21 protein-coding genes and 5 pseudogenes are annotated in these 26,597 nt (G+C 33.7%); 16 read left to right on the top strand and 10 right to left on the bottom strand.

Going from position 1 to position 26,597, the window contains the following annotated elements; genetic code table 11:
* Window positions 1-202: 202 nt before the first annotated feature.
* The 6 genes and pseudogenes from L987_RS10695 to L987_RS10675 all read left to right on the top strand — a co-directional run bounded on the left by L987_RS10695 (window position 203) and on the right by L987_RS10675 (window position 5,352).
* Window positions 203-1,084, top strand: coding sequence for an N-acetylneuraminate lyase (locus L987_RS10695; RefSeq protein ID WP_047504589.1), 882 nt, complete (start codon window positions 203-205; stop codon window positions 1,082-1,084).
* A 25-nt stretch (window positions 1,085-1,109) separates the two neighbouring features.
* A pseudogene (locus L987_RS10690) lies at window positions 1,110-2,639 on the top strand (sodium:solute symporter).
* Between the two features lie 119 nt (window positions 2,640-2,758).
* Window positions 2,759-2,887: pseudogene (locus L987_RS13540) on the top strand (helix-turn-helix transcriptional regulator); the annotation flags it as partial.
* Between the two features lie 118 nt (window positions 2,888-3,005).
* Window positions 3,006-3,536 carry an NAD(P)H-dependent oxidoreductase gene (locus L987_RS10685; RefSeq protein ID WP_011302353.1) on the top strand — a complete coding sequence of 177 codons (531 nt, stop codon included), beginning with the start codon at window positions 3,006-3,008 and terminating at the stop codon, window positions 3,534-3,536.
* Between the two features lie 257 nt (window positions 3,537-3,793).
* Entirely contained in the window at window positions 3,794-4,600 is an 807-nt protein-coding gene (locus L987_RS10680; RefSeq protein ID WP_002482337.1) for a Cof-type HAD-IIB family hydrolase, read from the top strand.
* 92 nt (window positions 4,601-4,692) lie between these two features.
* Complete coding sequence (locus tag L987_RS10675; RefSeq protein WP_037537761.1) at window positions 4,693-5,352, top strand: NAD(P)H-dependent oxidoreductase; 660 nt, start codon at window positions 4,693-4,695, stop codon at window positions 5,350-5,352.
* Window positions 5,353-5,392: 40 nt separating this feature from the next.
* On the opposite strand, the pseudogene L987_RS10670 reads toward L987_RS10675, so the two are convergent.
* The 5 genes and pseudogenes from L987_RS10670 to L987_RS10655 form a co-directional block, all read right to left on the bottom strand.
* Window positions 5,393-5,812, bottom strand: a pseudogene (locus L987_RS10670) (family 1 glycosylhydrolase); the annotation flags it as partial.
* A complete protein-coding gene (locus L987_RS13945) occupies window positions 5,736-6,074 on the bottom strand; it encodes a PRD domain-containing protein (protein WP_011302356.1) in 339 nt (112 codons plus the stop codon). The gene L987_RS13945 and the pseudogene L987_RS10670, both read right to left, overlap by 77 nt.
* A 42-nt stretch (window positions 6,075-6,116) precedes the next feature.
* Window positions 6,117-6,233, bottom strand: a pseudogene (locus tag L987_RS14415) (PRD domain-containing protein); the annotation flags it as partial.
* A 41-nt stretch (window positions 6,234-6,274) separates the two neighbouring features.
* Complete coding sequence (locus L987_RS10660) at window positions 6,275-6,538, bottom strand: CAT RNA binding domain-containing protein (RefSeq protein ID WP_011302357.1); 264 nt, start codon at window positions 6,536-6,538, stop codon at window positions 6,275-6,277.
* Between the two features lie 190 nt (window positions 6,539-6,728).
* Window positions 6,729-7,538 (bottom strand): VOC family protein, encoded by an 810-nt coding sequence (locus L987_RS10655; protein ID WP_047504584.1) that lies wholly within the window; start codon window positions 7,536-7,538, stop codon window positions 6,729-6,731.
* Window positions 7,539-7,725: 187 nt separating this feature from the next.
* On the opposite strand from L987_RS10655, the gene L987_RS10650 reads away from it, so the two are divergent.
* The 3 genes from L987_RS10650 (at window position 7,726) to L987_RS10640 (ending at window position 12,037) form a co-directional block, all read left to right on the top strand.
* Entirely contained in the window at window positions 7,726-8,265 is a 540-nt protein-coding gene (locus L987_RS10650) for a tubby C-terminal domain-like protein (RefSeq protein ID WP_047504582.1), read from the top strand.
* Window positions 8,266-8,499: 234 nt separating this feature from the next.
* Window positions 8,500-10,281 (top strand): ABC transporter ATP-binding protein, encoded by a 1,782-nt coding sequence (locus tag L987_RS10645; protein ID WP_047504580.1) that lies wholly within the window; start codon window positions 8,500-8,502, stop codon window positions 10,279-10,281.
* Window positions 10,274-12,037, top strand: coding sequence for an ABC transporter ATP-binding protein (locus L987_RS10640; protein WP_041079312.1), 1,764 nt, complete (start codon window positions 10,274-10,276; stop codon window positions 12,035-12,037). Before L987_RS10645 ends, L987_RS10640 begins: the two co-directional genes overlap by 8 nt.
* Before the next feature lie 97 nt (window positions 12,038-12,134).
* Here L987_RS10640 and L987_RS10635 read toward each other — a convergent pair whose 3' ends face one another.
* Entirely contained in the window at window positions 12,135-12,416 is a 282-nt protein-coding gene (locus tag L987_RS10635; protein WP_172439371.1) for a GNAT family N-acetyltransferase, read from the bottom strand.
* Window positions 12,417-12,590: 174 nt separating this feature from the next.
* Between L987_RS10635 and L987_RS10630 the strand changes: the two genes are divergently transcribed.
* Window positions 12,591-13,586, top strand: a complete 996-nt coding sequence (locus tag L987_RS10630; RefSeq protein WP_011302362.1) for a metal ABC transporter solute-binding protein, Zn/Mn family — start codon at window positions 12,591-12,593, stop codon at window positions 13,584-13,586.
* A gap of 152 nt (window positions 13,587-13,738) precedes the next feature.
* Here L987_RS10630 and aldA read toward each other — a convergent pair.
* Window positions 13,739-15,163: pseudogene (gene aldA / locus L987_RS10625) on the bottom strand (aldehyde dehydrogenase).
* A 240-nt stretch (window positions 15,164-15,403) separates the two neighbouring features.
* Here aldA and L987_RS10620 point away from each other — a divergent pair.
* From L987_RS10620 to L987_RS10600, 5 genes are all read left to right on the top strand, one after another.
* Entirely contained in the window at window positions 15,404-15,835 is a 432-nt protein-coding gene (locus tag L987_RS10620) for a MarR family winged helix-turn-helix transcriptional regulator (protein ID WP_011302364.1), read from the top strand.
* A gap of 69 nt (window positions 15,836-15,904) precedes the next feature.
* A complete protein-coding gene (gene mhqE, locus L987_RS10615) occupies window positions 15,905-16,861 on the top strand; it encodes a ring-cleaving dioxygenase MhqE (protein ID WP_047504577.1) in 957 nt (318 codons plus the stop codon).
* Between the two features lie 81 nt (window positions 16,862-16,942).
* Window positions 16,943-17,848: a VOC family protein gene (locus tag L987_RS10610; protein WP_011302366.1), complete on the top strand. Its 906-nt coding sequence runs from the start codon at window positions 16,943-16,945 to the stop codon at window positions 17,846-17,848.
* Between the two features lie 30 nt (window positions 17,849-17,878).
* Window positions 17,879-18,481, top strand: coding sequence for a methylhydroquinone degradation carboxylesterase MhqD (mhqD, locus tag L987_RS10605; protein WP_011302367.1), 603 nt, complete (start codon window positions 17,879-17,881; stop codon window positions 18,479-18,481).
* A gap of 128 nt (window positions 18,482-18,609) precedes the next feature.
* Window positions 18,610-19,164, top strand: a complete 555-nt coding sequence (locus tag L987_RS10600) for a cysteine hydrolase family protein (RefSeq protein WP_011302368.1) — start codon at window positions 18,610-18,612, stop codon at window positions 19,162-19,164.
* Between the two features lie 90 nt (window positions 19,165-19,254).
* On the opposite strand, the gene L987_RS10595 is transcribed toward L987_RS10600, so the two are convergent.
* A complete protein-coding gene (locus L987_RS10595; protein WP_047504574.1) occupies window positions 19,255-20,670 on the bottom strand; it encodes an anion permease in 1,416 nt (471 codons plus the stop codon).
* A gap of 319 nt (window positions 20,671-20,989) precedes the next feature.
* Entirely contained in the window at window positions 20,990-22,039 is a 1,050-nt protein-coding gene (locus tag L987_RS10590) for a YkvI family membrane protein (protein ID WP_011302370.1), read from the bottom strand.
* A 323-nt stretch (window positions 22,040-22,362) separates the two neighbouring features.
* Between L987_RS10590 and L987_RS10585 the strand changes: the two genes are divergently transcribed.
* Complete coding sequence (locus L987_RS10585) at window positions 22,363-24,162, top strand: cation:proton antiporter (protein WP_047504572.1); 1,800 nt, start codon at window positions 22,363-22,365, stop codon at window positions 24,160-24,162.
* A 60-nt stretch (window positions 24,163-24,222) separates the two neighbouring features.
* Here L987_RS10585 and L987_RS10580 read toward each other — a convergent pair whose 3' ends face one another.
* A complete protein-coding gene (locus tag L987_RS10580; RefSeq protein WP_011302371.1) occupies window positions 24,223-26,175 on the bottom strand; it encodes a fructose-1,6-bisphosphatase in 1,953 nt (650 codons plus the stop codon).
* Window positions 26,176-26,597 lie beyond the last annotated feature (422 nt).

Raw genomic sequence — 26,597 nt, 5'->3', positions numbered from 1 at the left:
GTAGCTATAATAACTTTGAAAAATATTTTCATTGAAATTTAGTATAAATGATGAATTTTTTCGAAATGCTATTGATACACTTTATGGTAGCGTTTACAGTTTGAACTGTAAATAGTATTAAACAAACACTTTTCAACTTGGATAAAGGAACACAGGGTTTTTAACAGAAAAATACTCATAAAAGCAAACGGAGGTTTATTTCATGGAAGATAAATTTAAAGGATTATATGCAGCATTATTAGTACCATTTGATGAAAATGGACAAGTGAAAGAAGAAGGGTTAGCACAAATTGCCAAAAATGCGATTGAGACAGAAAAATTAGATGGCTTATATGTTAATGGTAGTTTAGGTGAGAATTTCTTGCTCAGTAAAGAACAAAAGAAACAAGTCTTCAAAGTCGCAAAAGAAGCGGTCAATGACGATGTGAAAATGATTGCGCAAGTTGACTCATTAGACTTAAATGAAGCGATTGAACTTGGTAAGTATGCTACAGAACTTGGGTATGATGCGATATCTGCAGTCACACCATTCTATTATCCATTTTCATTTGAAGAAATTAAAGACTATTATTTTGAACTTATTGAAGCTACACAAAATAACTTAACTATTTATGCAATTCCAGATTTAACGGGTGTAAATATTTCGATTGAACAATTTGGTGAACTTTTCAACCATGAAAGAATCATTGGTGTGAAGTATACAGCGCCAAACTTCTTCTTATTAGAAAGAATTCGTAAAGCTTTTCCAGATAAATTAATCTTATCAGGATTTGATGAAATGTTAGTTCAAGCAGCAGTATCAGGCGTAGATGGTGCAATTGGTTCAACCTATAATGTCAATGGTGTGCGTGCAAGACAAATATTTGAAAAAGCGCAAAATGGCAATATTGCGGAAGCTTATGAAATTCAACACGAAACCAATAATATTATCGAAAATGTATTATCTATGGGGATTTATTCTACGTTAAAAGAGATTTTAGCATCACGTGGTATTGACGGTGGCGTACCTAAACGTCCATTTAAACCATTTAACGAAGCAAACAGAAGTAAATTAGACAAACTGATTAAAGACTATAATTTATAAGACATCGCGTAAGGGGATGAAGTAAATGCAACAAGTAGGTTTTGGGACGTGGAACTGGGTAGCTGTAATAGTTTATCTCGTATTAATGTTATTGGTGGGTGCGTATTTTACAAAACGAGCAAGTCAAAACACAGATAGTTTCTTTACAGCTAGTGGCCGTTTGCCTTCGTGGGCAGTTGGGTTCTCTATCTATGCAACGACATTAAGTGCGATTACATTTATGTCGACACCAGAAAAAGCATTTTTAACAGATTGGTCTTACATAGCTGGCAATATCGCTATTGTAGCTATTATTCCATTGTTAATTTATTTTTATGTACCATTCTTTAAAAAATTAAAGGTGACATCAGCTTATGAATATTTAGAAGCACGATTTGGGCCGAGTGTCCGTGTGATTGGGTCGTTGCTATTTGTATTGTTCCATTTAGGAAGGGTAGCTATTGTGATTTATTTACCGACGCTAGCGATTACTGCGGTTTCTGATTTAAATCCTTATGTCGTAGCGAGTCTAGTAGGGATATTGTGTATTCTTTATACATTCCTTGATGGTTTTGAAGGTGTGGTATGGAGTGACTTCATTCAAGGGGTCATCCTATTAGGTGGTGCTGCAGCAATCATTATCTTGGGTATTGTACATATCAAAGGTGGTATGGGAACTGTAGTGACGGACGCGCTAGATCATAAAAAATTAATCAGTGCAGATAATTGGAAGTTTAATACTGCCGCGGCAGCAATTCCTATTATTTTCTTAGGGAATATATTTAATAATTTGCATCAATATACTGCAAGTCAAGATGTTATACAACGTTATCAAGCATCTGAATCCATGTCTGAAACGAAAAAATCATTATGGATGAATGGTGTTTTGGCATTGATTTCAGCCCCATTATTTTATGGTATGGGGACAATGCTTTATTCCTTCTACACACATGAAAGTGCTTTGCCAGAAGGTTTTAATACATCATCGATTGTACCTTATTTCATACTGACAGAAATGCCACCATTTATTGCCGGATTACTTATTGCAACAATATTTGCAGCTGCACAATCTACAATTTCATCAAGCTTAAATTCAATTTCAGCTTGTTTATCTGTCGATATCTAACATAGATTTTTCGGTAAAGGTAAAGAGAAAGACGAAGTTACTTTTGCTAGATGGATGATTATACTTTCTGGTTTATTTGGATTTGGTATGTCTATCTACTTAATTGCTTCAGATTCTAATGACTTATGGGATTTATTCCTATTAATTACGGGCCTTGTAGGTGTGCCATTGGCGGGTGTATTTGCTGTAGGTATCTTTACGAAACGAACAAATACCCTAGGCGTTATATGCGGTTTGGCGTTAGGTATTATCTTCGCTTATATCTTCAATGGTATTGGCGGTGGCAATTCGCCATTCTTTGTATCCATTATTTCATTCCTAGTTGCATTTATCTTCTCTTATCTAATCAGTATTGTAATACCTGGTAAGAAAAAAGATATTGTTGGCTTAACTATTTTTGATATTAAAGAAAAATCAAATTACGTTTCTAAAATACATGTGAAGAAATAGATAAGTAAAGCTTATCAGTGTAGTACACACTGGTAAGCTTTTTATTAATTTCAAAAATATTAATGTATTTTTGTTAACAGCTTAGACAGAATGGAAGTTGGTGTTTCTTAAGGGATTTTAAGCAATTAAATGTTTTTAGGCAAACAATCAATGCTATAGAAAATGCTAAATATGACCCTTCATTGTCATTAGCATTTAAACTCGCGAAGTTATTTGATGTGACAGTAGATGAACTTTTTTTGAAATAAATATGAAAAATTAAATAATTTTAAAAAGATTTAGTTAAATTAGGCAAAAAATTTTCAATTTGAGTCATATGCGATTAATATATACTTATTAAATTTAAAAAAGTGAGGTACTGACCAAATGTCTACATTAGTCATTATTGCACATCCAGATATTAGCAATTCAACTGTGAATAAGCATTGGAGAGATGCACTTTCTAAGATAGGTGAGTCTGTCACAGTACATGAAATCTATCCAGAATATCCACATGGCAAAATTGATATCGAAAAAGAACAAAAACTGATAGAAGCGCATGATCATATTATTTTTCAATATCCATTATATTGGTATAGTTCTCCACCATTAATGAAACAGTACTTAGATGAAGTCTTTACACATGGTTGGGCATATGGTTCTAAAGGAGACGCCTTAAAAGGAAAGAATATAGGATTGGCGATTTCTATTGGGTCAATAGCAGAAGCCTATACACCAGAAGGTAATGTGAAATTTACAATTGATGAATTAGTGAGTCCGATGATTGCAACGACACGATTTGTATCTGCAAACTATGTTGGTGCGCATAAGCTATACAGTGCATTTACTATTGCGCCTAGTCAATTAGAAGAGAATACGCAAGATTATTTGAACTTTATTCAATCATTAAACAAGTAATTAAAGATAATCTAAGACAAATTTTTTCGTTTATGGTTATATTTAACATGATTAAATTGAAGCGGTAAAGTATAGGTATTTATAATATGGGTTCATACCTACAGGGTGGAACAAGCGAAATCTTATTAAAAGGGATTGCTGTTTGACTCTGTTTTTTTATGAATTCAGCTATTATGTAAGGGATTTACTTTGAATCAAACTACAATGTCGATATAATAATAGATAAACATATAAATTTAAAGATTTGAGGGGACACTATGATAAAAGCAATTGCAGTTGATATGGATGGTACATTTTTAAATACGCAAAAAACATACGATGAAGAACGATTTGAACGTATATTTCAGCAATTAAAAACGCAGCAGATTAAGTTTATAGCTGCTAGTGGTAACCAATATGCGAAATTGAAATCAATTTTCGGAGAACGAGCGATGTACTTTGTGGCAGAAAATGGTGCGGTTATTTATGAAGGGGATAAATTATATGATTATCAAACATTCGATAGAGACTTTTATCAGCAAGTGGTAGATTATTTAAATATTGAAAGAGGTATCAATAACTTAATTGTATGCGGATTAAGTAGTGCCTATATTTTAAAGGAAAATCCTGAGTCGTTTAAAAAAGATGCACATTTTTATTATCGTCAATTAGAAGAAATTCATTCTTTACAACACTTACCCGAAGATGAGTATGTGAAGATAGCATTTAACATAAATCGTGAGACGCATCCTACACTTGATGAGGATCTTAAAGCGCGTTTTAATGGTAAGTTAGAATTTGTATCTAGTGGACATGATAGTATTGATATCATTATCCCTGGTGTAACAAAAGGGAACGCATTAAAACGTTTATTGAACACATGGCAACTCGACGCGTCAGAATTAATGGCATTTGGTGATGCAAATAATGATTTAGATATGTTGCTATTAGCCGAGCATAGTTATGTGATGGAGAATAGTGAAGATCATTCGTTGTTTGAAGCAGCAAAACATGTGGCACCCTCAAATGATAAGCAAGGTGTGTTAAGCGTGATTGAATCCGAAGTATTAAACAAACCGATTTGATTGTGTTATAAACATATTGTTTTAATACGAATTTCAAAATAGCTATACTACATATATAAATGATTAATTTGAAAGGTAGGTTTCAAAAAGTGATGACTCAAATGCAACAAACGATTTTAGATGCTTTTAATTTTAGACATGCAACAAAACGCTTTGATGCAAACAAAAAAATTTCAGAGAGTGATTTTAATACAATTTTAGAAACGGGGAGACTTTCACCCAGTTCATTAGGCTTAGAGCCTTGGAGATTTGTAGTTATTCAAAATCGTGAAATTAGAGATAAACTTAAAGCAATCAGTTGGGGTGCACAAGGGCAACTTGATACAGCAAGTCATTTTGTATTAATTTTAGCACGCAAAAATGTAACTTCACAATCAGATTACGTACAACATATGATAAGAAATGTAAAAAAATATAGTGAAGCGAGCATTCCAGCTACAGAAAAGAAATTTGATGATTTTCAAACTAACTTTCACATTAATGACAATGACCAATCTTTATTAGATTGGGCGAGAAAACAGACTTATATTGCACTGGGTAACATGATGACAAGTGCAGCATTATTAAATATCGATTCATGTCCAATAGAAGGCTTTGATTTAGATGCGGTCACACAATTTTTAACTGATGAAGGCATTATAGACGAAGCGCATTTTGCGCCATCTGTTATGGTGGCTTTTGGTTATAGAGAAACGGAACCGAAAGATAAAGTACGCCAAACACAAGATGATATCGTAGAATGGTTAGAATAAATGAAGACAAGCTTGGTGCAGTTGCACCAAGCTTTTTATATTATAAATCACGTGCATTCGATTGAATTAAAGCTTTATACCAGTCAAAAGAATCTTTTTTAATACGTTTTTTAGTACCTTGACCGTAATCATCTTGATCTACATAAATGAAGCCATAGCGTTTAGTTATTTCACTCGTTGACATTGATACTAAATCAATAGGCCCCCATGCAAGGTAACCCATTAAATCAACGCCATCTTCAACGGCTCTTTTTGCTTCAGCAATATGTTTTTGTAAATAATCAATGCGATAATTATCATGAATTTGGCCATCTTCAATAGTGTCTTTTGCACCTAACCCATTTTCAACAATGAATAACGGTTTATTATAACGGTCCCACAATTCATTTAAGACGACTCTGAGTCCAATTGAATCGATTTGCCAGCCCCAATCGGATGCTTCTAAGTAAGGATTTTTTATCTACACATGCATCGGATTTCACATGTTTTTGTTGCAATACTTGTAGCAATGATTCATCAGTCACTTCGTTTAGTGACTCATGGTTAATTAACCTTTGGCTGAAAAATTTGAGGTGAGTCATAAATCTGGAGTAGCTTAGGGCATCTTCATTAATGTGTAAATTAAAGTGATAGCGCACAATATCTAAAATACTTTTGGTAATCTTTGTGATTTCATATATATTTGCGATATTTTCATCCATACTTGCGTTGACAATATGCATAGCAATAAATCCAGCCTCATCTTTAGGTAACTGAATATCAAAGCGGCGGTTAATGGTCTCAACTGCGTTTATTGATAAATCATATTCTTTAGGATAGAGTCTGTTGATTTCGTATAATAATGGATTTTTAATAATGTGACCTTCTCTGGTTCTTTTAATAGCGTAATCTATGTGGTCCGTTAGTGATAGGTAAATAGATTCTACATAGGTTTTTCATAAAGCTGATTGGCTTTGATAATAATATCTTGAGTCGTTAATAAGACATTTTGATCGATTTCATTAAGTAACGTGAGCATACGTTCTTGTTCTTCGCTTGTGAGTCTAAAAACTTTATCAATTTTGTCTTTTTCTAGCTCTTGACCATTTTGTTTGCCAAAGGCAATCCCTTTTCCCATGACGATACGTTCTTCATTGTTAATCTTTGAAATAACCACATTGTTATTCAATATTTTAGTAATTTTCATAATAAATATAACATCCCTTATTTATTAACTTAGTAATAAAAATGATTATATATTTAATATAGGGTAGATGTTTATCATAAGTCAAAAAGAAACGCCGATATCGTTTCTGAAAACAATAAAAAGCAGTGCGCATTTAACTTGAATGAACACTGCTTTTGCAATCAATGTCATAACATCTTCCTAGCATCAATTAGTCTTTATCAGCAACGAGATGTGTATTGCTATGAACTAAAATTTCGAAACCTTCTGGTCCAATAAATTGTGTTTCTTGTGCATTTGGTTTATATATTTCTATATGTGTTAAGCCTAAACTTTGGCTATTGTTTTGGCGTAACATATTAGATTGCCAAGTATTAAAAGCAATGTGGTGGTGGTAATGATTAGTTGACATAAATACAGCCTGTGGTAAATCAGAAACGTGGTCTAAGCCGAGTTCGTCGAGATAATAATGACGGGATTGACCTATATCAGCAGCTTTTAAGTGTAGGTGACCAATTTTTGCATCATCTGGCATACCTTGCCATCCATTTTCACTTCTTTGTTCAACTAAGTTATTCGCATCGACTTCGAGCGTATCCATCTTCACTTTATTGTCATTCCAAATCCAACCTGCTTTAGGTCTATCATAATAAATTTCAATCCCATTACCTTCAGGGTCTGCAAAATAGAGCGCCTCACTGACAAGGTGATCGCCACCGCCAACTTGAACACCTGTACTTGCAGCATGATATAAGAAATTACCGAGATCTTGACGCGTCGGTAATAAGAGCGCCATGTGAAATAGTCCTGATTCTCTCATAGAGGGACGACGTCCGTTTTCTATTTCATTTAGTGTTAGCGTATGTCCATGTGCGCCGACATTAAAGGTAACGGCATGATTTGTTTCGTGTTTAATAGTTAACCCTAAAATTTGTGTGTAGAATTTAATCATATTTTTCAAATCTGAGACGTTTAATGTGATATTTGTTACTTGCGTTGCATTTTTATCGTGGAAAGTCATAATTTAGCTCCTTATTCATTACATGTATTTATAATTATTACAAGTTGAATTCTAGTATAAAAAATATACTAAGTCAATACACAAAGCTTGGAAAGTATAAGAAATATATTTGGTGGCATTAAAAGATTCATTTTTGTAAAATGGGTATAACGCAATGTATTAAATCCAAAAGAATAGGATGTTATAGATGACACACTATTATTTTAAAGAAAACTTTTTCAATGCTTCTAGCTCAGCGATAGAAATTTATAATGATAAAGAAGATGTAGTGTTTACCATCGAACTGTTTTATACGTCGGCTGTACAACAAACAATGGCATATTTAGGTAATAACAAGCAGAACTTTGAGATTACAGATGGCCAAGACACCTATGGTGTGTTGCAAGAGGGCGCGATAAGTGGTGCTATTAAAAAACCTTTTAAGACAGTTTGGACAGTTGAAAAGAATAATCAACCCATAGGCCTATTTCGTTCGAAAGTGGGGCTCAAACCAACTATGTATTTTGAAGGGACTCAAGGAGATATAATAAAATTTCAGTCAGGATTTTTTTCGAGAAGTGTAAAGGTGACAGAGAGTAATCAAGAAATTATGCAAACAAAATCAGAGCGATTTGCTTCCAGGCACGATGTGTATATAGAAACGGAAACATATCATCCGACTATGTTAATACTATTGTTCCAAGTGTTTTATGAATTTCAGGAAAAACAACGTAAAAATGCAAACTAGGTTAACAATAGCACAATACCAGGCTAGAACTTGAGATATGGCAAATGTCTCAAGTTCATTTTTTAAATTCAATGGAAATCTGTGGATAGTTAGTGTGTAATATATCCATTCTATTTACAGATGTTAAGTTGTGGTAAAATATGAGACACGTATTGTATGGACTGATATAAAGCATGGATGTCCATAATAATTGATAGATTTGGTATTAAATCATGATTTTATGGAGGTGGCGTGATGAAAGTATTCTTGAAATTAGGTTGGTTTTTTAAACAACAAAAAATGAGTTATCTCATAGGCTTAGGCACCTTATTGTTAATCGCATTAATTGAAATTGTACCGCCTCAAATCATTGGTCGTACAATTGATGAGATGACTTCTAATAGATTAACGCCTCGATTATTAGCCATTTATTTATTCATACTTGTTATTACTGCAATATTAACTTACGTTCTTAGATATGTATGGAGATTATCTATATTTGGAACAAGTCAAAAATTAGGTAAGATATTAAGGACCTATCTATATAAAAAATATACAGAAATGAGTGCTATCTTTTTCCAAAATAGAAGAACAGGTGATCTGATGGCACATGCTACGAATGATATCAGAGCTGTTCAAAATGCTGCAGGTGCAGGTATTTTAATGATTGCAGATTCATTGATAACTGGTGGCACAGTCATCATCACGATGGCAACAACAGTCAGTTGGAAATTAACGTTGATTGCCATGATTCCACTTCCATTTATGGTATTGCTTACCAGCATTTATGGTTCGCTACTAAGTAAAGGATTTAAAAAAGCACAAGCTGCGTTTAGTAAACTAAATGATAAGACGCAAGAGAGTGTGGCAGGTATCAAAGTAACCAAAACGTTTGGCTATGAACCAAGTGATCAGGCGGATTTTAAGCATTTAAGTGATGATGTTGTTGCGAAAAATTTGAAAGTATCAAAAATAGATGCACTTTTTGATCCAACGATTACTTTAGTCATAGGTATGAGTTATTTCTTATCGATCGCATTCGGTGCGCAGATGGTTTTTCATAATGATATCAGCTTGGGGCAGTTAATCACATTTAATACATATCTTGGCATGCTGGTATGGCCTTTACTAGCGCTAGGCCTGTTTTTTAATATTGTCCAAAGAGCTAAAGCATCATATGAACGTATTGAGGAAATTGGCGAACTACCTAATGATATCGATACTTCATATGTCATTGATGAACGTCCTCAAGGGGATATAAGGTTTAATATAAATCAGTTTTATTTCCCGGGTAATGAGGATCAAGGTATTTATGATATTCATTTTACAATTAAAGAAGGTTCTACAGTTGGTATTGTTGGTCGTACAGGTTCAGGTAAGAGTGCATTAATTAGGTTATTATTACGAGAATTTGATACACAACACGCTCAAGATATTGAATTTGGTGGACATCCCATTCGTGATTACAATGTTGAGTCATTAAGAGCTCAATTTGGTTATGTGCCACAAGAACATTTTTTATTTTCAACAACCATACGTAATAATATTGCATTTAGTAATGAAACGATTGACGATGAGAAAATATTTGAAGCTAGCAAGCTTAGTCACATTCACGATGATATCATGCAATTTTCTAAAGATTACCAAACCGTAGTAGGAGAACGTGGTGTATCGTTATCAGGTGGTCAAAAGCAACGTGTTTCTATTGCACGTGCGCTACTCGTTAATCCAGAAATACTCATTTTAGATGATTCATTATCAGCAGTAGATGCACAAACAGAAGAAGCCATATTAGAAAATTTGGAACGTCTGAGAAGCGGTAAGACCAATATTATAACGGCACATAGAATGAGTGCTGTAAAACACGCCGATTTAATTATAGTAATGAATGAAGGCCGTATCATCGAGCGTGGTAATCACGCAACACTGATGAGTAAAAAAGGTTGGTATTACGATACTTACCAGGCTCAAGCATTACAAGAGCAACTGTCTCGCAACTTGGATAGTCTAACGAAAGGGGATGGTGAAAATGACTGAAAATGCTAATCTAACAGCAAAAGATCAAGGTAGCGCACTCATTAGGTTATTTAAATACACCTTACCCTATAAATGGATTATTGTTTTGGCATTTATTACGCTCATATTATCAACGATTGCTAGTATGATGACACCTTATATGGTGAAAATTTTCATCGATGATTATTTGACACCACGCCATTTTCCTAAAGAGACAATGGTATGGTTGATTGTTATTTTTATTAGCATACAGTTGATTGGCGCTATCACCCTTTACTTTAGCCAATATTTATTTCAATATTTAGCATTTAAAGTAATTCAACAATTAAGGATTGATGCATTTAATAAGCTGGGTAAATTAGGTATGAGATACTTTGATAAAGTACCTGGTGGTAGCATTGTTTCTCGACTTACAAATGATACAGAAACGATTGTTGATATGATTGTAGGTGTTTTTTCCACCTTTATAATGGCATTCTTTATGATGATTTCAAGTTACATCATGATGTTTGTGTTAGATGTCAAATTAGCTTTAATTGCGCTCATTTTTTTACCTATCATAATGATAATATTAGCAAGTTATAGAAAGTATTCTGCTTTTTTATTTTCAAAGTCAAGACAACGGTTATCTGATTTAAATTCGAAGTTAGCGGAATCTATAGAAGGCATGAAAATTATCCAAGCCTTTAATCAAGAACGCCGATTAAATAAAGAATTTAATAAGATTAATGATGAACATTATCAATATATGTTAAAAACTGTTAAATTAGATAGTCTTTTACTTCGCCCTGCAATCAGTTCTATTTCAATTTTTGCGGTTGTAATGATTCTTGGATACTTTGGAGTAATCAGCTTTACTACTGGCATCACTGCAGGTGTGGTGTTTGCTTTTGTACAATATATGGAACGTTTTTTTGAACCTATCAATCAAGTAAGTCAAAATTTAAATATACTGCAACAAGCGCTGGTTTCAGCAAGTAGAGTGTTTGCACTCATCGATGATGATACGTATGAACCACAACAAGAAGCAAACAATGACAATGCTATTGAGACCGGTGAAATCGAGTTCGACAATGTGAGCTTTAGTTATGACGGAGAAACAGACGTGTTAAAAAACATTAGTTTGACCGCGAAACCAGGAGAAATGATTGCGCTTGTCGGTCATACAGGTTCTGGTAAAAGTTCTATCATCAATCTCTTCATGCGTTTCTATGAATTCAATCGCGGTGATATTAAAATAGACGGCAATTCAATTAAAAAGATACCAAAAACAGAATTGAAAGAAAAAATTGGCTTGGTTTTACAAGATGCCTTTATGTTCTATGGCACGATAGCTTCAAATATTAAACTTTATCATCCGTCAATGACATTTGAACAAGTGAAAGCAGCAGCAGAGTTTGTTCATGCAAATCATTTTATTGAAAAACTGCCAAATCAATATCAACATAAAGTGATTGAGAAAGGTAGCGCATTTTCAAGTGGTGAAAGACAGTTGATTGCTTTTGCAAGAACGATTGCAACAAATCCTAAAATCCTAATTTTAGATGAAGCCACAGCGAATATAGATTCAGAAACAGAGGAACAAATCCAACAATCTTTGAATAAAATGAGAAAAGGCCGTACGACATTAGCGATTGCCCACCGATTATCTACAATTCAAGATGCTGATCAAATATTTGTATTAAATAAAGGGGAAATTGTTGAACGTGGTACGCATGCACAATTGATAGCACAAAAAGGTATTTATCATAATATGTATTTATTACAGAATGGATAAAACTGTTATCATAATTAATTTAAATATAAGTATAGGCATAGGATGACGAGTGTGAAACTCGATGTCCTATGCCTATATTAATAGGTCCAATGTTTGATTAACCGACATACACATCTTGATATTCATCATGTTTTTCAATAACGCTTTTAGCAAATGGACATGTAGCAGATACTTTTAAATTATTGTCACGTGCGTAATCAACAACAGCTTTAACTAACTGAGAACCAATACCTTGGCCACCCATTTCTTCTGGTACACCAGTGTGGTCAATATCGATTTGATTATCATTTTGTTGGTTAAAAGTAATTTGAGCTTGTGGATTATTTTCGTCATCACCAATGTAAAATTTGTTTGTACCTTGTTTAATTTCAGCCATAATATCGCTCCTTAATTTTTGTCTATAGTTATTAAATATCACATTTTAGCGACTATTAAACAATTTGTGATTGAATGAAATGAGAAGAAATGTAATAGATTGAGTTAAAAGCATTGAAATATTGCAAAAATAAGTTTATAGTTTTAACGAAATAATTTCGATTTGGAGGGGCGTTTTTTGAAGAAAAGTATAATAATCATGCTGACATGTGTAATGATGATTACATTAAGTGCGTGTGGTAACATCAATAAAAGTGAGAAAAAAGACGTCAGTACAAATAATAAACTTAAAATATATACAATAGCTTTTGCTTTTCAAAGTTTTACGGAGCAAATTGGTGGCAAATATGTAGATGTTGAATCAATTTATCCGCCTGGCGCAGATATGCATTCTTTTGAGCCAACACAAAAAGAAATGGTGAATATTGCTAAGAGCGATTTATTTATTTATTCTAATCAAGATATGGATCCTGTCGCTAAAAAAATTGCGGGCTCAATCAATAATGAGCATCTAAAATTACCTGTAGCAGCGAATTTAAAGCAAGCTGATTTATTATCAAATCATGAACATGAACATGACCATGAGCACGAAGGACACGAAGCGCATGAAGAACACGATGAACATGAAGGGCATGATCACGAAGAGGGTAGCAAAGATCCACATATTTGGCTAGACCCAGTTCTAAACAAAAAGATGGTGAAAGCGATTAAGGATGACTTAGTGAAAAAAGATTCACGCCATAAAGCATATTATGAAAAACGTTATAAACAACTTATTGCTGATTTGGATGATATTAATCATGAAATGAAAGATATTACTTCAAATCCTAAACGAGATACAGTAGTGATTTCGCATGATTCTATTGGTTATTTAGCCAATCGTTATGGATTTAAGCAAGAAGGTGTCAGTGGTATGAATAATGAAGAACCTAGTCAAAGGGATTTAATGGCTATTGTTAAGCGCATTGATGATACAAAACAACCGTATGTGCTTTATGAACAAAACATCTCTTCTAAAGTAACAGATGTTATTCAGAAAGAATCTAACACAACACCGCTTAGCTTTCACAATATGGCTACACTATCTAAAAAAGAAATGAATGATAAAGATATAACCTATCAATCACTTATGAAAGAAAATATTAAATCATTGGATAAAGCATTAAATCATTAATTAGAAAAAGGTGCGCATAACCATTTATGAACTGTCATAAATAAGCTATGTGCACCTTTTTTATTTTGAGCACTTTTCCGTCAGTATCAATCTAATGAACTTATATTATAAAAATAATAGTCGGTATTAACAAAAGACATGGTCTAAGTTAGTTAATCATATCTAATATAAGAAACAGTTGTATTATAATACTCTTCTAAGCCATGAATACCATCAGCGCCACCTAAGCCAGATTCTCTCCAACCAGCATGAAAATAATTAACGACTTCTTCGGCTTCACAATTGGCATAAACTTCACCAAATTTAAGTTTTTCAGTAGCTAACATAATTTCTTTTAAGTTTTCAGAAAAGATATATGATGATAAGCCTGCATTCGTATCATTGGATTGGTTAAGCGCATGTTCAAATTCAGAATATGTCACAATTGGTAAAACAGGACCGAATATTTCTTCTTTGAACGCACTGTCTTCGAGATTGATATGATCTAAAATAGTAGGAGCATAAAAGAAACCAGAACGCTTAATTTTATGACCACCAGTGATTAATTGAGCACCATTTTTTACAGCATTTTGTACTTTGTCATCTATACTGTCAAGTTGTTGTTGATTAATAATGGCACCATAATCTGTAGATTCATCAAATGGATCGCCGACTGTTAATTGTTCCATTTGAGCTTTCAATTTGTCGATAAATGTATCGTGAATATCTTGGTGGACAAAAATACGCTCAGGACAAGTGCAAACTTGACCAGCATTATTTATTCTTGCTGTAACAATATAATTAACGGCTTTATCTAAGTCAGCATTTGATGTAACGATAACTGGCGCGTTACCTCCAAGCTCTAAGTTCACTTTTTTGACTGTAGAGGCACTTTCAGCATAGACAGACTTACCAGCGCGCATACTACCGGTTAATGAAATGAGTTGGATATCAGGATGTTGTGCTAGTTGCGTTCCTACAGTTTCGCCTGTACCTGGTAATATTTGTACTAGGCCAGCAGGTATCGTTGAGGCACGTAGTAATTCTGCGATTTTTAATGTAATTAAAGAAGTTGCTTCACTTGGTTTAATGACAACAGAGCAACCAGTAATAACAGCAGGAATCACTTTTCTCATCAAGACCATAATTGGCGCATTCCAAGGTACAATGCCTGCAGTTACACCAATCGGTTTTTTCGTTAGTAAAATGGTTTCATTTTCACGACTATTTTGTAAAACTTCTCCTTTATTATTCATACTCAATCCAGTCATATAGTCAATGAATTGAATAGCTTTATCAATTTCACCTTTTGCTGAAGCTAAGGTTTTACCTTGCTCTTTAACATAAAGTTCAGCTAATGTATCTTTGTTTTGTTCTAATAATGGAATGAGCAATTTAACATGATCAGCGCGTGTAGGCTCTGGTGTTTTTTCCCATTATAATTGAGCTTGTTTGGATTTTTCTACAGCATCATTGACTTCGGCTTCCGTTGCAAATGTAATCGTATCTATTTTTTCTCCTGTTGCAGGGTTGATAACATCCATTGTGTCAGTAGATTTACTTGCTATAAATTCATTGTTTATAAATAATTGATTCAATTGTGCACCTCACAATATATACATACCACTTAAGTAATGATGAAAAACCGAACGCTTGATTTTCATTGAAACGTACATTCAATATATTATTTTATATGTCTTACTGAAAGTGCTTAAAACGGACTAATGCTAAATTTATAGTGGGTGATATATTTTTTATACTTATATGTTGACAGAAAGTGAATAGCGCATTATAATTCATCTCGAATTCGAAATAAATTTAGGGAGTAGGTGAAAAAAGTGGATCGTACACAAATATCTTTAAATACATTTGTTGGTTTAAATAGAACCTTAGATCATCTAATGAAAATCGTTAAAACAGATGTGCAACGTTATGGATTAAATGTAACAGAATTTGCTGTAATGGAGTTGCTTTACAATAAAGGTGACCAACCCATTCAACGCATCGGTAATCGTGTATTAATAGCAAGTAGTAGCATTACGTATGTCGTAGATAAATTAGAAGAAAAAGGCTGTGTAGTTAGACAACGCAATGAGAAAGATAAGCGTGTGACGAATGCATCTTTAACCGATAAGGGACGTAGTATGATGGATGAAATATTCCCAGATCATGCATCAACATTAGAATCTACTTTTTCAGTACTAACAGATGAAGAAATAACGGTATTACAAACAACTTTAAAAAAATTAAGTGCTCAACCGATTGAATAAAAGGGCACTTAAAATTTTTATCAAAAATTACTTCGAAATCGAGATAATTATAAGGGATAGGCGTTTATTATGACAAATAACCAATTATTAGGTATTCATCATGTCACAGCAATGACAGATGATGCGGAAAGAAACTATCAATTTTTCACAGAAGTATTAGGTATGAGACTCGTTAAGAAAACAGTAAATCAAGATGATATTTATACGTATCATACATTTTTTGCGGATGACGAAGGCTCACCTGGAACGGATATGACATTCTTTGATTTTCCTAATATTCCTAAAGGGTCAGCAGGTACAAATTCAATTACACGTCCTTCATTTAGAGTGCCTAACGATGAAGCGTTGGAATATTATGAGCAACGATTTGACGAATTTAATATTAAACATGAGGGTATACAATCACTCCTTGGTACAAAGGTATTACCGTTTGAAGAGGTAGATGGTCAAAGTTACCAACTGGTGTCTGATGAGCATAATAAAGGTGTGGCACCAGGTAAACCATGGAAAAATGGTCCAGTACCAATGGATAAAGCAATCTATGGTCTAGGTCCTATCGAAATTACCGTGAGTTATTTTGAGGATTTTATGAAAATACTTGAAGATGTATTTGGCATGACAGTCTTAACTAAAGAAGACGGAGTAGCCATTTTAGAAGTCGGTGAAGGGGGTAATGGGGGGCAAGTTATCTTAAGGAAAGATACAGATGGACCTGAAGCAAGACAAGGTTATGGTGAGGTGCATCATGTATCATTTAGACTAAAAGATCATGCAGCAATCGTACAATGGTTAGAAAAATATCAAACATTAGGTATCGGTAATTCTGGTTTAGTAGATCGATTTTATTTTGAAGCGTTATATGCACGAATAGGACATATATTAATTGAAGTTTCTACAGATGGACCTGGATTTATGGGTGATGAGCCTTATGAAACATTGGGTGAAAGTCTAGCTTTACCACCATTTCTAGAACCACAAAGAGCCTATATTGAATCAGAAATACGTCCGTTTGATACAAGCAGATAAAAGGACTTTTGGTTAGAGTAAACCACCATAGCATAAGATATAAAGGGAAATTTAAATTCAAATATTTAAGGAGGTAATTTTATGGAAGCAATTCAACATATTCATCATATTTCAGCAATTGTAGGTAATCCAGAAGAAAATATTCGATTTTACAGAGATGTATTAAATCTAAAGTTAATTAAAAAAACGGTTAATTATGATGATCCATCCACTTATCATCTTTACTTCTCAAATGGAAATATTGAAAATGGTACGATTTTAACGTTTTTCAATTGGCCAAATGCACATAAAGGTCGTAAAGGAAATGGGCAAGTCGAACGCATTGCTTTTAGAATACCTAAAAACTCAAGGGATATTTGGAAAGCACATTTACAAGCACATCAAATTGAAGTAGTAGAAACTAGATTGTTTGATCGTGAAACATTAGAATTTAACGATACACATGACTTACCTTTAGCATTAGTTGAAGCAGATGACGATAACGACCAAACTGACGCACAGAGTATCATTGGATTTCATGGGGTGACTTTATTATCTAGTCATCCTAAGGCAACGTTGAATACACTAGTAAACGATATGGGTCTTCATAAAGTGAACGAAGATGACAATGTGGTACATGTTGAAACAAAAGGCCATTGGCAACATCATGTGATTATCAAAAAAGAAAGCGCTCAAATGAATGTTCGTTGGGGTGTTGGTGTTGTTCATCACATTGCTTGGTCAGTTCCAACTGATAAAGTACAACGAGAATGGTTAGTTAAAATGACTGGTAAAGGTTATCATGTGACTGACGTTAAAGATCGCAACTATTTCAAAGCTATTTATATGAAAGAGCAGGGTGGCATTATCTTTGAATTTGCGACAGAAGGCCCTGGTTTTACAGTGGATGAACGATTTGAAACATTAGGTACGCATTTAGTATTACCACCTCAATTTGAAGACAGAAGAGAAACGATACTTCAATTGCTACCACCTATTCGTATATAGAAAATAGGTATAAGAGGAGGCACACTTGATATGGAACATATTTTTAGAGAAGGTGAAGCAAATGCACCTACATTGATTTTACTACACGGGACAGGTGGAGATGAAAGTGATTTATTACCATTAAGTCAGCTACTTAACCCTAAGTATAATGTGTTAAGTATAAGAGGTGAAGTATCTGAGAATGGAATGAACCGTTTCTTCAAACGTCACGGTGAAGGACAATACGATATAGAGGATTTAAACTTTCGAACAGATAGACTCATTGCATTTTTAAAAGAAGCTGCTGAACGCTATGGTTTTGATTTATCGCTAGCAATTCCTGTAGGTTTTTCAAACGGTTCTAATATTGCAATCAGCATGATTTTACATCAGGACATTTCATTTCAAACAGCACTGTTATATGCACCACTTTATCCGGTGAATGATGCGAATGATAAAGATTTAAGTGGTATGCATGTATTACTTTCAATGGGTGAACATGACCCAATTGTTACAAGCAAAGATAGTCAAAATGTCATTGATTTATTCGAAAACCGTGGTGCAAATGTCACGCAAGTTTGGGTGAATAGTCACGAACTGACTCAAGCAGGTGTGGTAGCGGGTCGAGACTTATTAAACAATATTTTTAAATAATTTCCCAATATAAGTCACCATTTGTTATACATGATACAAAGTGTAGATGGCTTGTGGCGATTTCAATTTTAGAAAATGAAGTCAATCTAGACTATAATATATGGATAATAGAAAAGGTGGCGATCATAATGAATCATCAAGCGTTGATAGTGATGGATATGCAAAATGGTATTGTAAATGGTTTGCAGCAAAAAGAAAATGTAATAGCTAATAATCAAAAAGCAATTGAACACGCGCGTCGTAATAGTGTGGCAGTCATTTTTGTACGTGTTGCGTTTACAGGTGAATATATGGAAGTTTCACCAAATAATAAAATGTTTTCGCAAATGAAAGCAAAAGGCGTGCCTATGAATAAACAAGATGAATCAACTCAAATTGTTGAAGCATTGAATCGCCAAGCAAAGGAACCCCTTGTAACGAAGCATCGATTAAGTGCGTTTACTGGTAGTAATTTAGAGGTGTTATTACGCGGTTTGCAAGTTGATCATCTTGTACTTACAGGTGTGAGTACGAGCGGTGTCGTATTATCTACAGCAGTTGAAGCGGCAGACAAAGATTATAAGCTAACGCTATTATCAGATGCAATGGCCGATCAAGATGTAGAAAAACATCAATTTTTAATCAATAAAATATTAACGCGTTATGCAGATGTGACAACAGTAGAAGCATGGTGTAACAGTTAAAATAAAAATAAAGGCCCTATGTATATTTCAAACATTTACATGACTATAGCATTAATCATGTCGTTGAAATCATAACATAGGGCTTTATAGTTACATAAGGCCGATGAGTTTCATCCATAAAGAGCCGATACCTAACCATACAATAAAGTAAAATATCGCAAGTACGGCATTCATCGTCCACCATCGATTTTGAGAAACATAGCCTGCTGAATATAAAATAGGTGCAGGACCACTACTATAATGTGTAGTAGATGCCATTAAATTACCGAAGAAACCTAACATTAACGCACTGAAAAGTGGTGGTGCACCAGTAGCGATAGCGACGCCTAATAATGCTGAGTACATAGCACTTACATGCGCGGTTGAACTAGCAAATAAATAATGAGAATAGAAGTAGAATAAGATTAATAGTACTAACACGATTGGCCAACTAAGACCTCCTAAACTACCTGAGATAGACTTACTTAGCCAAGGAATAAAGCCCAGTTCATTAAGTTGGTTAGCCATCATTACTAATATTGAGAACCATACTAATGTATTCCAAGCACCAGTTTCTTTGAGTACGTCACTCCAAGTAAGGACACCGGTAATGAGTAATAAGGATAGTGCGATAAAAGCGGTTAATGTCGCATTGATATTTAACGTACTACCTAATACCCAAAGTGCAAGTGCAACGAGAAAGATGCTAACCATAAATTTTTCACTGGTCGCCATTTTACCCATATCTTTAAGCTCGTTTTGAGCCCAAGATTTCGCATTAGCAGTTTCTTTAATTTCTGGAGGATACATTTTATAAATTATTAATGGCACAAGGATTAACGATATGATGCCAGGGATGAGTGCTGCAATAAACCATTGCATCCAGGTAATATCTACGCCTTGATGTTTCGCTAAAGATTGAGCCAAAGGGTTGCCTGCCATGGCAGTAAGAAACATGGCAGCTGTAATAAGGTTGCCGTGGAATTCTGTAAAGATAAGGAATCCACCCATTTTACGTTGGGTACCATCTTCAGGTTTTGATCCAAATGAACGGGAAAGTGCATTAATGATTGGAAACATAATACCACCAGCACGTGCTGTATTACTTGGTGTGGCAGGTGCTAAGATTAAATCTACACCAATCAATGAATAGCCCAAGCCTAAAGTTTTCTTACCGAATAATTTAACAAATTGTAAGGCGATGCGTCGGCCTAGACCTGTTTTTACAAATCCTCTTGAAATAAAAAATGCCATTGCTATAAGCCAAATACTACTATTTCCAAATCCAGAAACTGCAGTGTCTATCTTAACGGTTTGCGTTAATACCGCGAGTGTAAAACCAATCATTGCAACGGCGCCTATTGGAAGAGGTTGTGTAATACAACCAATAATTGTTGCTACAAAAATTGCAAACATATGCCATGCGCCAACATCTAAGCCTTCTGGTCTAATTGGGGTAAGTAGCCAGATAATGATACCAATCAATATGGGAAAGATAAATTTTCTGTAGTGGATGTCACTATTCATATTATGATGCACCTTTCTTGTCCTTTTATTTGATAAAAAACTAAATATAGTACAAGTATATGATATTAAAATCGTATTTAAGCAAACTAGCGTAGAATAGGCAACTAGAGCGCTTACCACACTAAATTTAACATCATATCCTATTAATTTATTATAAGATTTTTCATAATAATTATAGTTCTGTCAAAACCTTATGTAAAGCTAGCTTTTAGAAAAATAATGGCAACATCATTAACTTATAGCGTATAAGTTAATGATGTTGCCATTTACAGAGATATTTTATTGTAATAAGCAATAGTTTAGCATTTTTAAATGGGCGTTATTTACGTGAAATACCTTTTATCAAAATTGGAAATAATAATATAAAACCAAAGATCCCCATAACAGGAAATACTTTTCCTATTAAATCAATAAACCCAATGAAGGTCGTAGCAAAGGTAAGGACTGCCATACAAATAATCATAATATAATAATGTTTGCTATAAGGTCTTGTAAATCTAGAAGCAAATGCATACATAAGACCCACGACAGTATTATAAATAACTAATATCATAACGATAGACATAAATAAACCAATCATAGGAGAAATTTCTTTTGCTAATAATAGTGATGGCAGTGCGACATCTTTTATGTGAGAGAATTGCGATACCATGCCTAAGTTTAACATAAGCAATAGGAAAGTAATGATTAAGCCACCTATCATGCCTCCGTAAACAGAGGAAGATTTAAATTTTAAACGACCTCCCATTACAGATAAAAAGCTGAACGCTGCTGCAATTTGTAAGCTCCCATAGTTAATTGCATCGAACCACCACCATTGATCAGAACGAGTCCCGGTATTCGCGTATTGATTGGGATCACTAAAGCTGAGTGAACCGGTCATTAAATAATACATAGCAATAATAGTAACGATAATAACTAAAAAAGGTGTGACCATACCTAGAATTGCGATGAGGCGTTCAAATTTTAAGAATAATGTTATTAAAATAATTGAAATTAAAAGTACAGAACTCAATGCATATGGTATATTAAAACTTTCATGAATCGTTGAAACCCCACCTGCCGTCATAATCATAGCGAGTGCAAGTAGAAATAAAGTTAAGATGATATCAAATAAAGTGGCAATACGCTTGGGTAAATAATACTTTATAGGTCCAGTGTGATTATGTGCATTTAATTTATAGCCAGTTTGGAGTACAAAAATGCCACCTAGAGTGACAATACAACCCGTTATAATCACGCCCCAGATACTGTAATTGCCATTACTGGTAAAGAATTGGAATATTTCTTGACCTGTAGCAAATCCAGCGCCTACAACCACACCAACAAAAGCAAATGCCACAATAATAATTTCTTTTAAACTTGTCATAGTCATATAAATCCTTTCAATGGTGTAGATAATATAAATGTCATTCATATATATATACTCACAATTTATTATTTTAGCTTAAAATAAAATAAATTGAAAAGAAAAAGTATTTTTGATAAGAACAATTGTATTTTTAGAGAGAACTTAAAAGTGCGCACATAAACGTATTTAGATTAATGGTTTATCAAAGTGGGTAAATGATGAAGGTTCTTTGGATGCGTTAAATTTAAAAATTTGATAGTATGTTTATTTATTATGTGATAAATGTTTAAAGTGATTTGGAAGATAACGAAATTTAATCTGTATAAGAGAGAGGGAACAAAGTGACTTTATTAAACTTACCACTAACATTACTCATTGTTATCTTTTTAGCGTTGGGTATTTTTAGCCAATGGTTCGCCGATAAAATAAAATGGCCATCCATCGTTGTTATGGCTATTGTAGGGTTGCTTGTGGGCCCTATTTTTGGATTGATTAACCCTCAAGAAAGTCTGGGTCAAGAGGTGTTTAGCCCACTCGTTTCGTTGGCAGTTGCAATCATCTTGTTTGAAGGTAGCAGTAACTTAGATTTTCGTGAGTTAAAAGGTATCTCTAAAGCAGTTATAAGAATCATTACTGTGGGGGCAGTGATTGCTTGGATTTTAGGATCCATGGCTTTACATTTTGTATTAGGTTTCTCAGTAACGATATCACTTGTATTAGGTGGTTTATTTTTAATTACGGGTCCTACCGTGATTCAGCCATTATTAAAACAAGCAAAAGTTAGGAAAAGTGTAGATTCCATCTTAAGGTGGGAAAGTATTATTCTTGATCCTATTGGACCAATGTTAGCGTTAGGTGCATTTTATGTTTTTCAAATCGTAGAGCAAGGTTTTGAGATTCAAATTATTTTAAGTTTTGCTTTACGTTTTGTTATTGCCATTGTTATAGGTTTTGGTGCTTCTTATTTATTTATGATGCTCATTAAAAGAGATCTCATTCCACAAAATTTAATGCCACCCATCCAATTGGTTTTTATTTTACTTATTTTTGCAATATGTGATGAAATATTGCATGAATCAGGGCTACTTGCGGTAACCATATTTGGGTTAATGATGGCACGTATGAAGCGTCATGATTTGATCTTTAAAGAATCAGATCATTTTATTGAAAATGCATCTTCTATTATGGTTTCTACCGTCTTTATATTAATTACGTCTTCGTTAACTTTAAATGTGTTAGAAAGTATTATATCGTGGAAACTATTTATATTCTGTGCAGTCATGATTATATTAGTCAGACCTATTTCTATATTGTTATCTACGATGAATACTGAGATTTCTAAACGGGAAAGAGCTATGGTTTCAATGATGGCACCACGAGGTATTGTCGTACTTACTGTTGCACAGTTCTTTGGAGGCTTATTTGTAGAAAAAGGAACACCCATGGCAGAATACATCACGCCTGTTACATTTGGATTAGTATTTATAACTGTGGTCATTTATGGCTTTAGTTTTCTACCGTTAAGCAAAATGATGCACCTTTCAAGTACGGAACCACCGGGCGTCATTATTGTTGGAGAAAGTGAATTTTCATTTCATTTAGGTGCGAAATTGAGGGAACATCACATTCCAGTTATGACTTTTAATTTATTTAATAACACATCAAAACGAGCACAGGAATTAGATTTTGAAGTATTTGAAGGCAATTTATTATCTAGTAATGATCGTATATATGCAGATATGACACGTTACAATAAATGCTTATTAATGACTCAATCTTTTGTGTTCAATAGTTTGGCGTTTAATGAATTAGTGCCTGAGTTTGGTTTGAAAAATGTCAACATGATGCCAGTTTCTTTTAGTGATGAACATGCGCGAAGTAACTTAGATGGACCAATTAGAAATCACATACTATTTGATTCTGATTTTACGTCGCATTGGTTTAATCGCTATATCGTCGAACATAATATTTTAGAAATGCCAGTTTCGAGTAAGGATAATTTAACGGCTTATGACATGGTCCTCTATCATATTGATGATAATAACGAAGTCACATTTAAACGTGATAATCAAAATATTACAAATTCAGAAGAAGGTGTGATTGGCTATTTAAAAGATGCTTATTTACATTCGAATATATAAAAAATCCCCGTCCATACAGATTGAAAATCATGTGTGAACGGGGTTTTTTATGAATACTGATTAGTTAACATAACGATCATGCATAAGTTCTTTTAAAATATCGATTTTTTCTTGAATATCTTGTCCGGTGTTTGTATGTCTTATTTTTTGTCGTTGTAATTCCTTATCGACGACACGACGTATAGAAAGTTCATCAGCGCCATTCAGTAAAACATGTTTTTTGGAATTAAAATGTTGGTGTGCGACTAGTTGCATACCAAATGAATTATAAAGTAATGTATAACCTGCGATACCTGTTGTTGACTGATAAGCTTTCGAAAAGCCTCCATCAATCACAATCATTTTTCCTTCAGCTTTAATTGGATCTTCACCATCTATTTCTTTGACAGGTGTATGCCCATTGATAATGTGCCCTTGTTCAGGGTCTAAGCCAAAATCTTTGAGCATTTTTTTACACATATTAACATCCTCACGCAAATGGTAGTAAGGGTTTTTAGTTTCTTTATGCGCTGTTTTGTCTTTAATAAAGTAACGCTCGAAAGTCGTCATAGCGCGTTTGCCAAATAGTGAAGAGTATTTACCAGTCCAAAGATACCATACTAAATCTGTGGCTAAATCGTCTTGAATATCTTTGTGATCAAAAGCTTCTCTGACGTAATCTTCAAAATGGTCTAATAAATCTCTGCCATAGCATTTCACATCGTTGATAACCATTGATTCCATTTCACCATTTTCATCTACTGGAATACAGCCGTGAATCAATAAATTACCGTTATAAGGTAGGTAAAGCGTGCCTTTTTGCATAAGGAAGGTCATATGTCGTTTCAATTTTTCTGATTGTTGGACAGATAATAATAGTTTATCCATCACTTCTGACTCTTCGTCTGTGAGTTTGTTTGGACCATTTGGGTCAATCGTTTGGAAACAAGTATTTTCTAATGGATATGTTTTTCCATAGAGTGTTGCTTCATTTTTTTCATAATTAATACTTTCTAATACCAATCGTTCTTCCATTTCAAAAGTAGGGCGACGTTTAATGATTGGTGCCTCTAATTTAAATTGTATGATGGCGATGGCTTGATGAATTTTTGTGATTTGTTCAAGTTCTAATTCAGTTAAGCCTTCAGCATTTTTAGGTCTGAATGCTTTGTTTTTTCCATCATAATGTTTTTCTGCAAGGGTTAATAAGGGTCTTAAATTGATACCATAAGCATCCTCGATAATGTCTAAGTTATCATAACGTGCACAAATGCGAAGTAGGTTTGCAAGGCAAACTTTGGAACCTGCATAGGCACCAATCCAAAGGACATCATGATTTCCCCATTGAATATCTACTGAAGGATAATCAATCAGTGTTTCCATAATTTTATCAGGTTCTGGTCCTCTGTCGTAGATATCGCCAACAACATGAAGGTGATCCACTACAAGGTGCTGAACTGTGAAAGATAAGCCAATGATCAAATCATCTGATTGTTCTAGCTCTATGATTTGATTAATTAATGTTTCATAATAAGAATGTTTATTATTATATTTATTACTTTTATATAACAGTTCTTCTATAATAAAGACGTAATTTTTTGGTAAAGATTTGCGTAACTTTGTGCGCGTGTATTTGGATGAAGCATAGGTGATTAGTTTTATCAGACGATTAATCGTTGTAATGTACCACTCATTGAGCTCGGATTTTGAGCTAAAGCTGTTTTTAATTATTTTAAGTTTTTCTTCAGGATAGTATACAAGCGCAGAAAATTCATTAATTTCTTTGCGTGTCAAAGTATCTTGGAAGATATCATTAATTTTTGAACGAACGTTGCCTGAACCATTACGCAATACGTGTTGAAAGGCATGAAATTCACCGTGTAAATCACTTACAAAATGTTCAGTACCTTTAGGGAGTTCCAAAATAGACTCTAAATTAATAATTTCTGTTGCAAGTTCTTCTTTAGTATTAAATTGTTGTGAAAGTAAATCTAAATATCTATCTTTTAGGCTCTTATCTGCTGATTTCTGCATGGTTATGTCACTCCAGTTGTAAAAATATCGTAATTATGAAATGCATTTTATAAAACGCTTCCAATTTATGTTTCTTATTGTAGCATTAATTGGCACGCCTTTGTCTATTTCTTATTATATTATGAAGTTAAATTAAATTCTAAAAAATGGATTGAGTGTATATTACTAACTGAAAAATTTAAGGTTTATTAGTAAGCGCATATGTTAGAAAAGTAGAAAAAGGAAATGATGTTACTCAAATATAATAAAGTGGAGATTTATATAAAAGTTGTGGGAAACATACATTTTCATGAATGTTATTTATTGTATAATTAACATTGTTTAGTAATTTTACCATTATAATTTTGGAGCTTGAAAATACTGTTAAATCAATGATTAATCGCTATAAAGCTGTATTTTATTGGTTTTATTTGAAAAAAATT

The organism is Staphylococcus sp. ZWU0021 (genome assembly GCF_000798895.1).
Taxonomy (GTDB): Bacteria; Bacillota; Bacilli; order Staphylococcales; family Staphylococcaceae; genus Staphylococcus; species Staphylococcus saprophyticus.
This window is presented reverse-complemented; position numbering and strand designations above follow the sequence as displayed.

Coding starts and splice junctions, on each gene's coding strand:
- L987_RS10650 (WP_047504582.1), top strand. CDS start 7,726: ATGACACACTATTATTTTAAAGAAAACTTTTTCAATGCTTCTAGCTCA.
- L987_RS10645 (WP_047504580.1), top strand. CDS start 8,500: ATGAAAGTATTCTTGAAATTAGGTTGGTTTTTTAAACAACAAAAAATG.
- L987_RS10685 (WP_011302353.1), top strand. CDS start 3,006: ATGTCTACATTAGTCATTATTGCACATCCAGATATTAGCAATTCAACT.
- L987_RS10695 (WP_047504589.1), top strand. CDS start 203: ATGGAAGATAAATTTAAAGGATTATATGCAGCATTATTAGTACCATTT.
- L987_RS10610 (WP_011302366.1), top strand. CDS start 16,943: ATGGAAGCAATTCAACATATTCATCATATTTCAGCAATTGTAGGTAAT.
- L987_RS10590 (WP_011302370.1), bottom strand. CDS start 22,039: ATGACAAGTTTAAAAGAAATTATTATTGTGGCATTTGCTTTTGTTGGT.
- L987_RS10640 (WP_041079312.1), top strand. CDS start 10,274: ATGACTGAAAATGCTAATCTAACAGCAAAAGATCAAGGTAGCGCACTC.
- L987_RS10595 (WP_047504574.1), bottom strand. CDS start 20,670: ATGAATAGTGACATCCACTACAGAAAATTTATCTTTCCCATATTGATT.
- mhqD (WP_011302367.1), top strand. CDS start 17,879: ATGGAACATATTTTTAGAGAAGGTGAAGCAAATGCACCTACATTGATT.
- L987_RS10675 (WP_037537761.1), top strand. CDS start 4,693: ATGACTCAAATGCAACAAACGATTTTAGATGCTTTTAATTTTAGACAT.
- L987_RS10600 (WP_011302368.1), top strand. CDS start 18,610: ATGAATCATCAAGCGTTGATAGTGATGGATATGCAAAATGGTATTGTA.
- L987_RS10580 (WP_011302371.1), bottom strand. CDS start 26,175: ATGCAGAAATCAGCAGATAAGAGCCTAAAAGATAGATATTTAGATTTA.
- mhqE (WP_047504577.1), top strand. CDS start 15,905: ATGACAAATAACCAATTATTAGGTATTCATCATGTCACAGCAATGACA.
- L987_RS10660 (WP_011302357.1), bottom strand. CDS start 6,538: ATGAAAATTACTAAAATATTGAATAACAATGTGGTTATTTCAAAGATT.
- L987_RS13945 (WP_011302356.1), bottom strand. CDS start 6,074: ATGCATATTGTCAACGCAAGTATGGATGAAAATATCGCAAATATATAT.
- L987_RS10655 (WP_047504584.1), bottom strand. CDS start 7,538: ATGACTTTCCACGATAAAAATGCAACGCAAGTAACAAATATCACATTA.
- L987_RS10680 (WP_002482337.1), top strand. CDS start 3,794: ATGATAAAAGCAATTGCAGTTGATATGGATGGTACATTTTTAAATACG.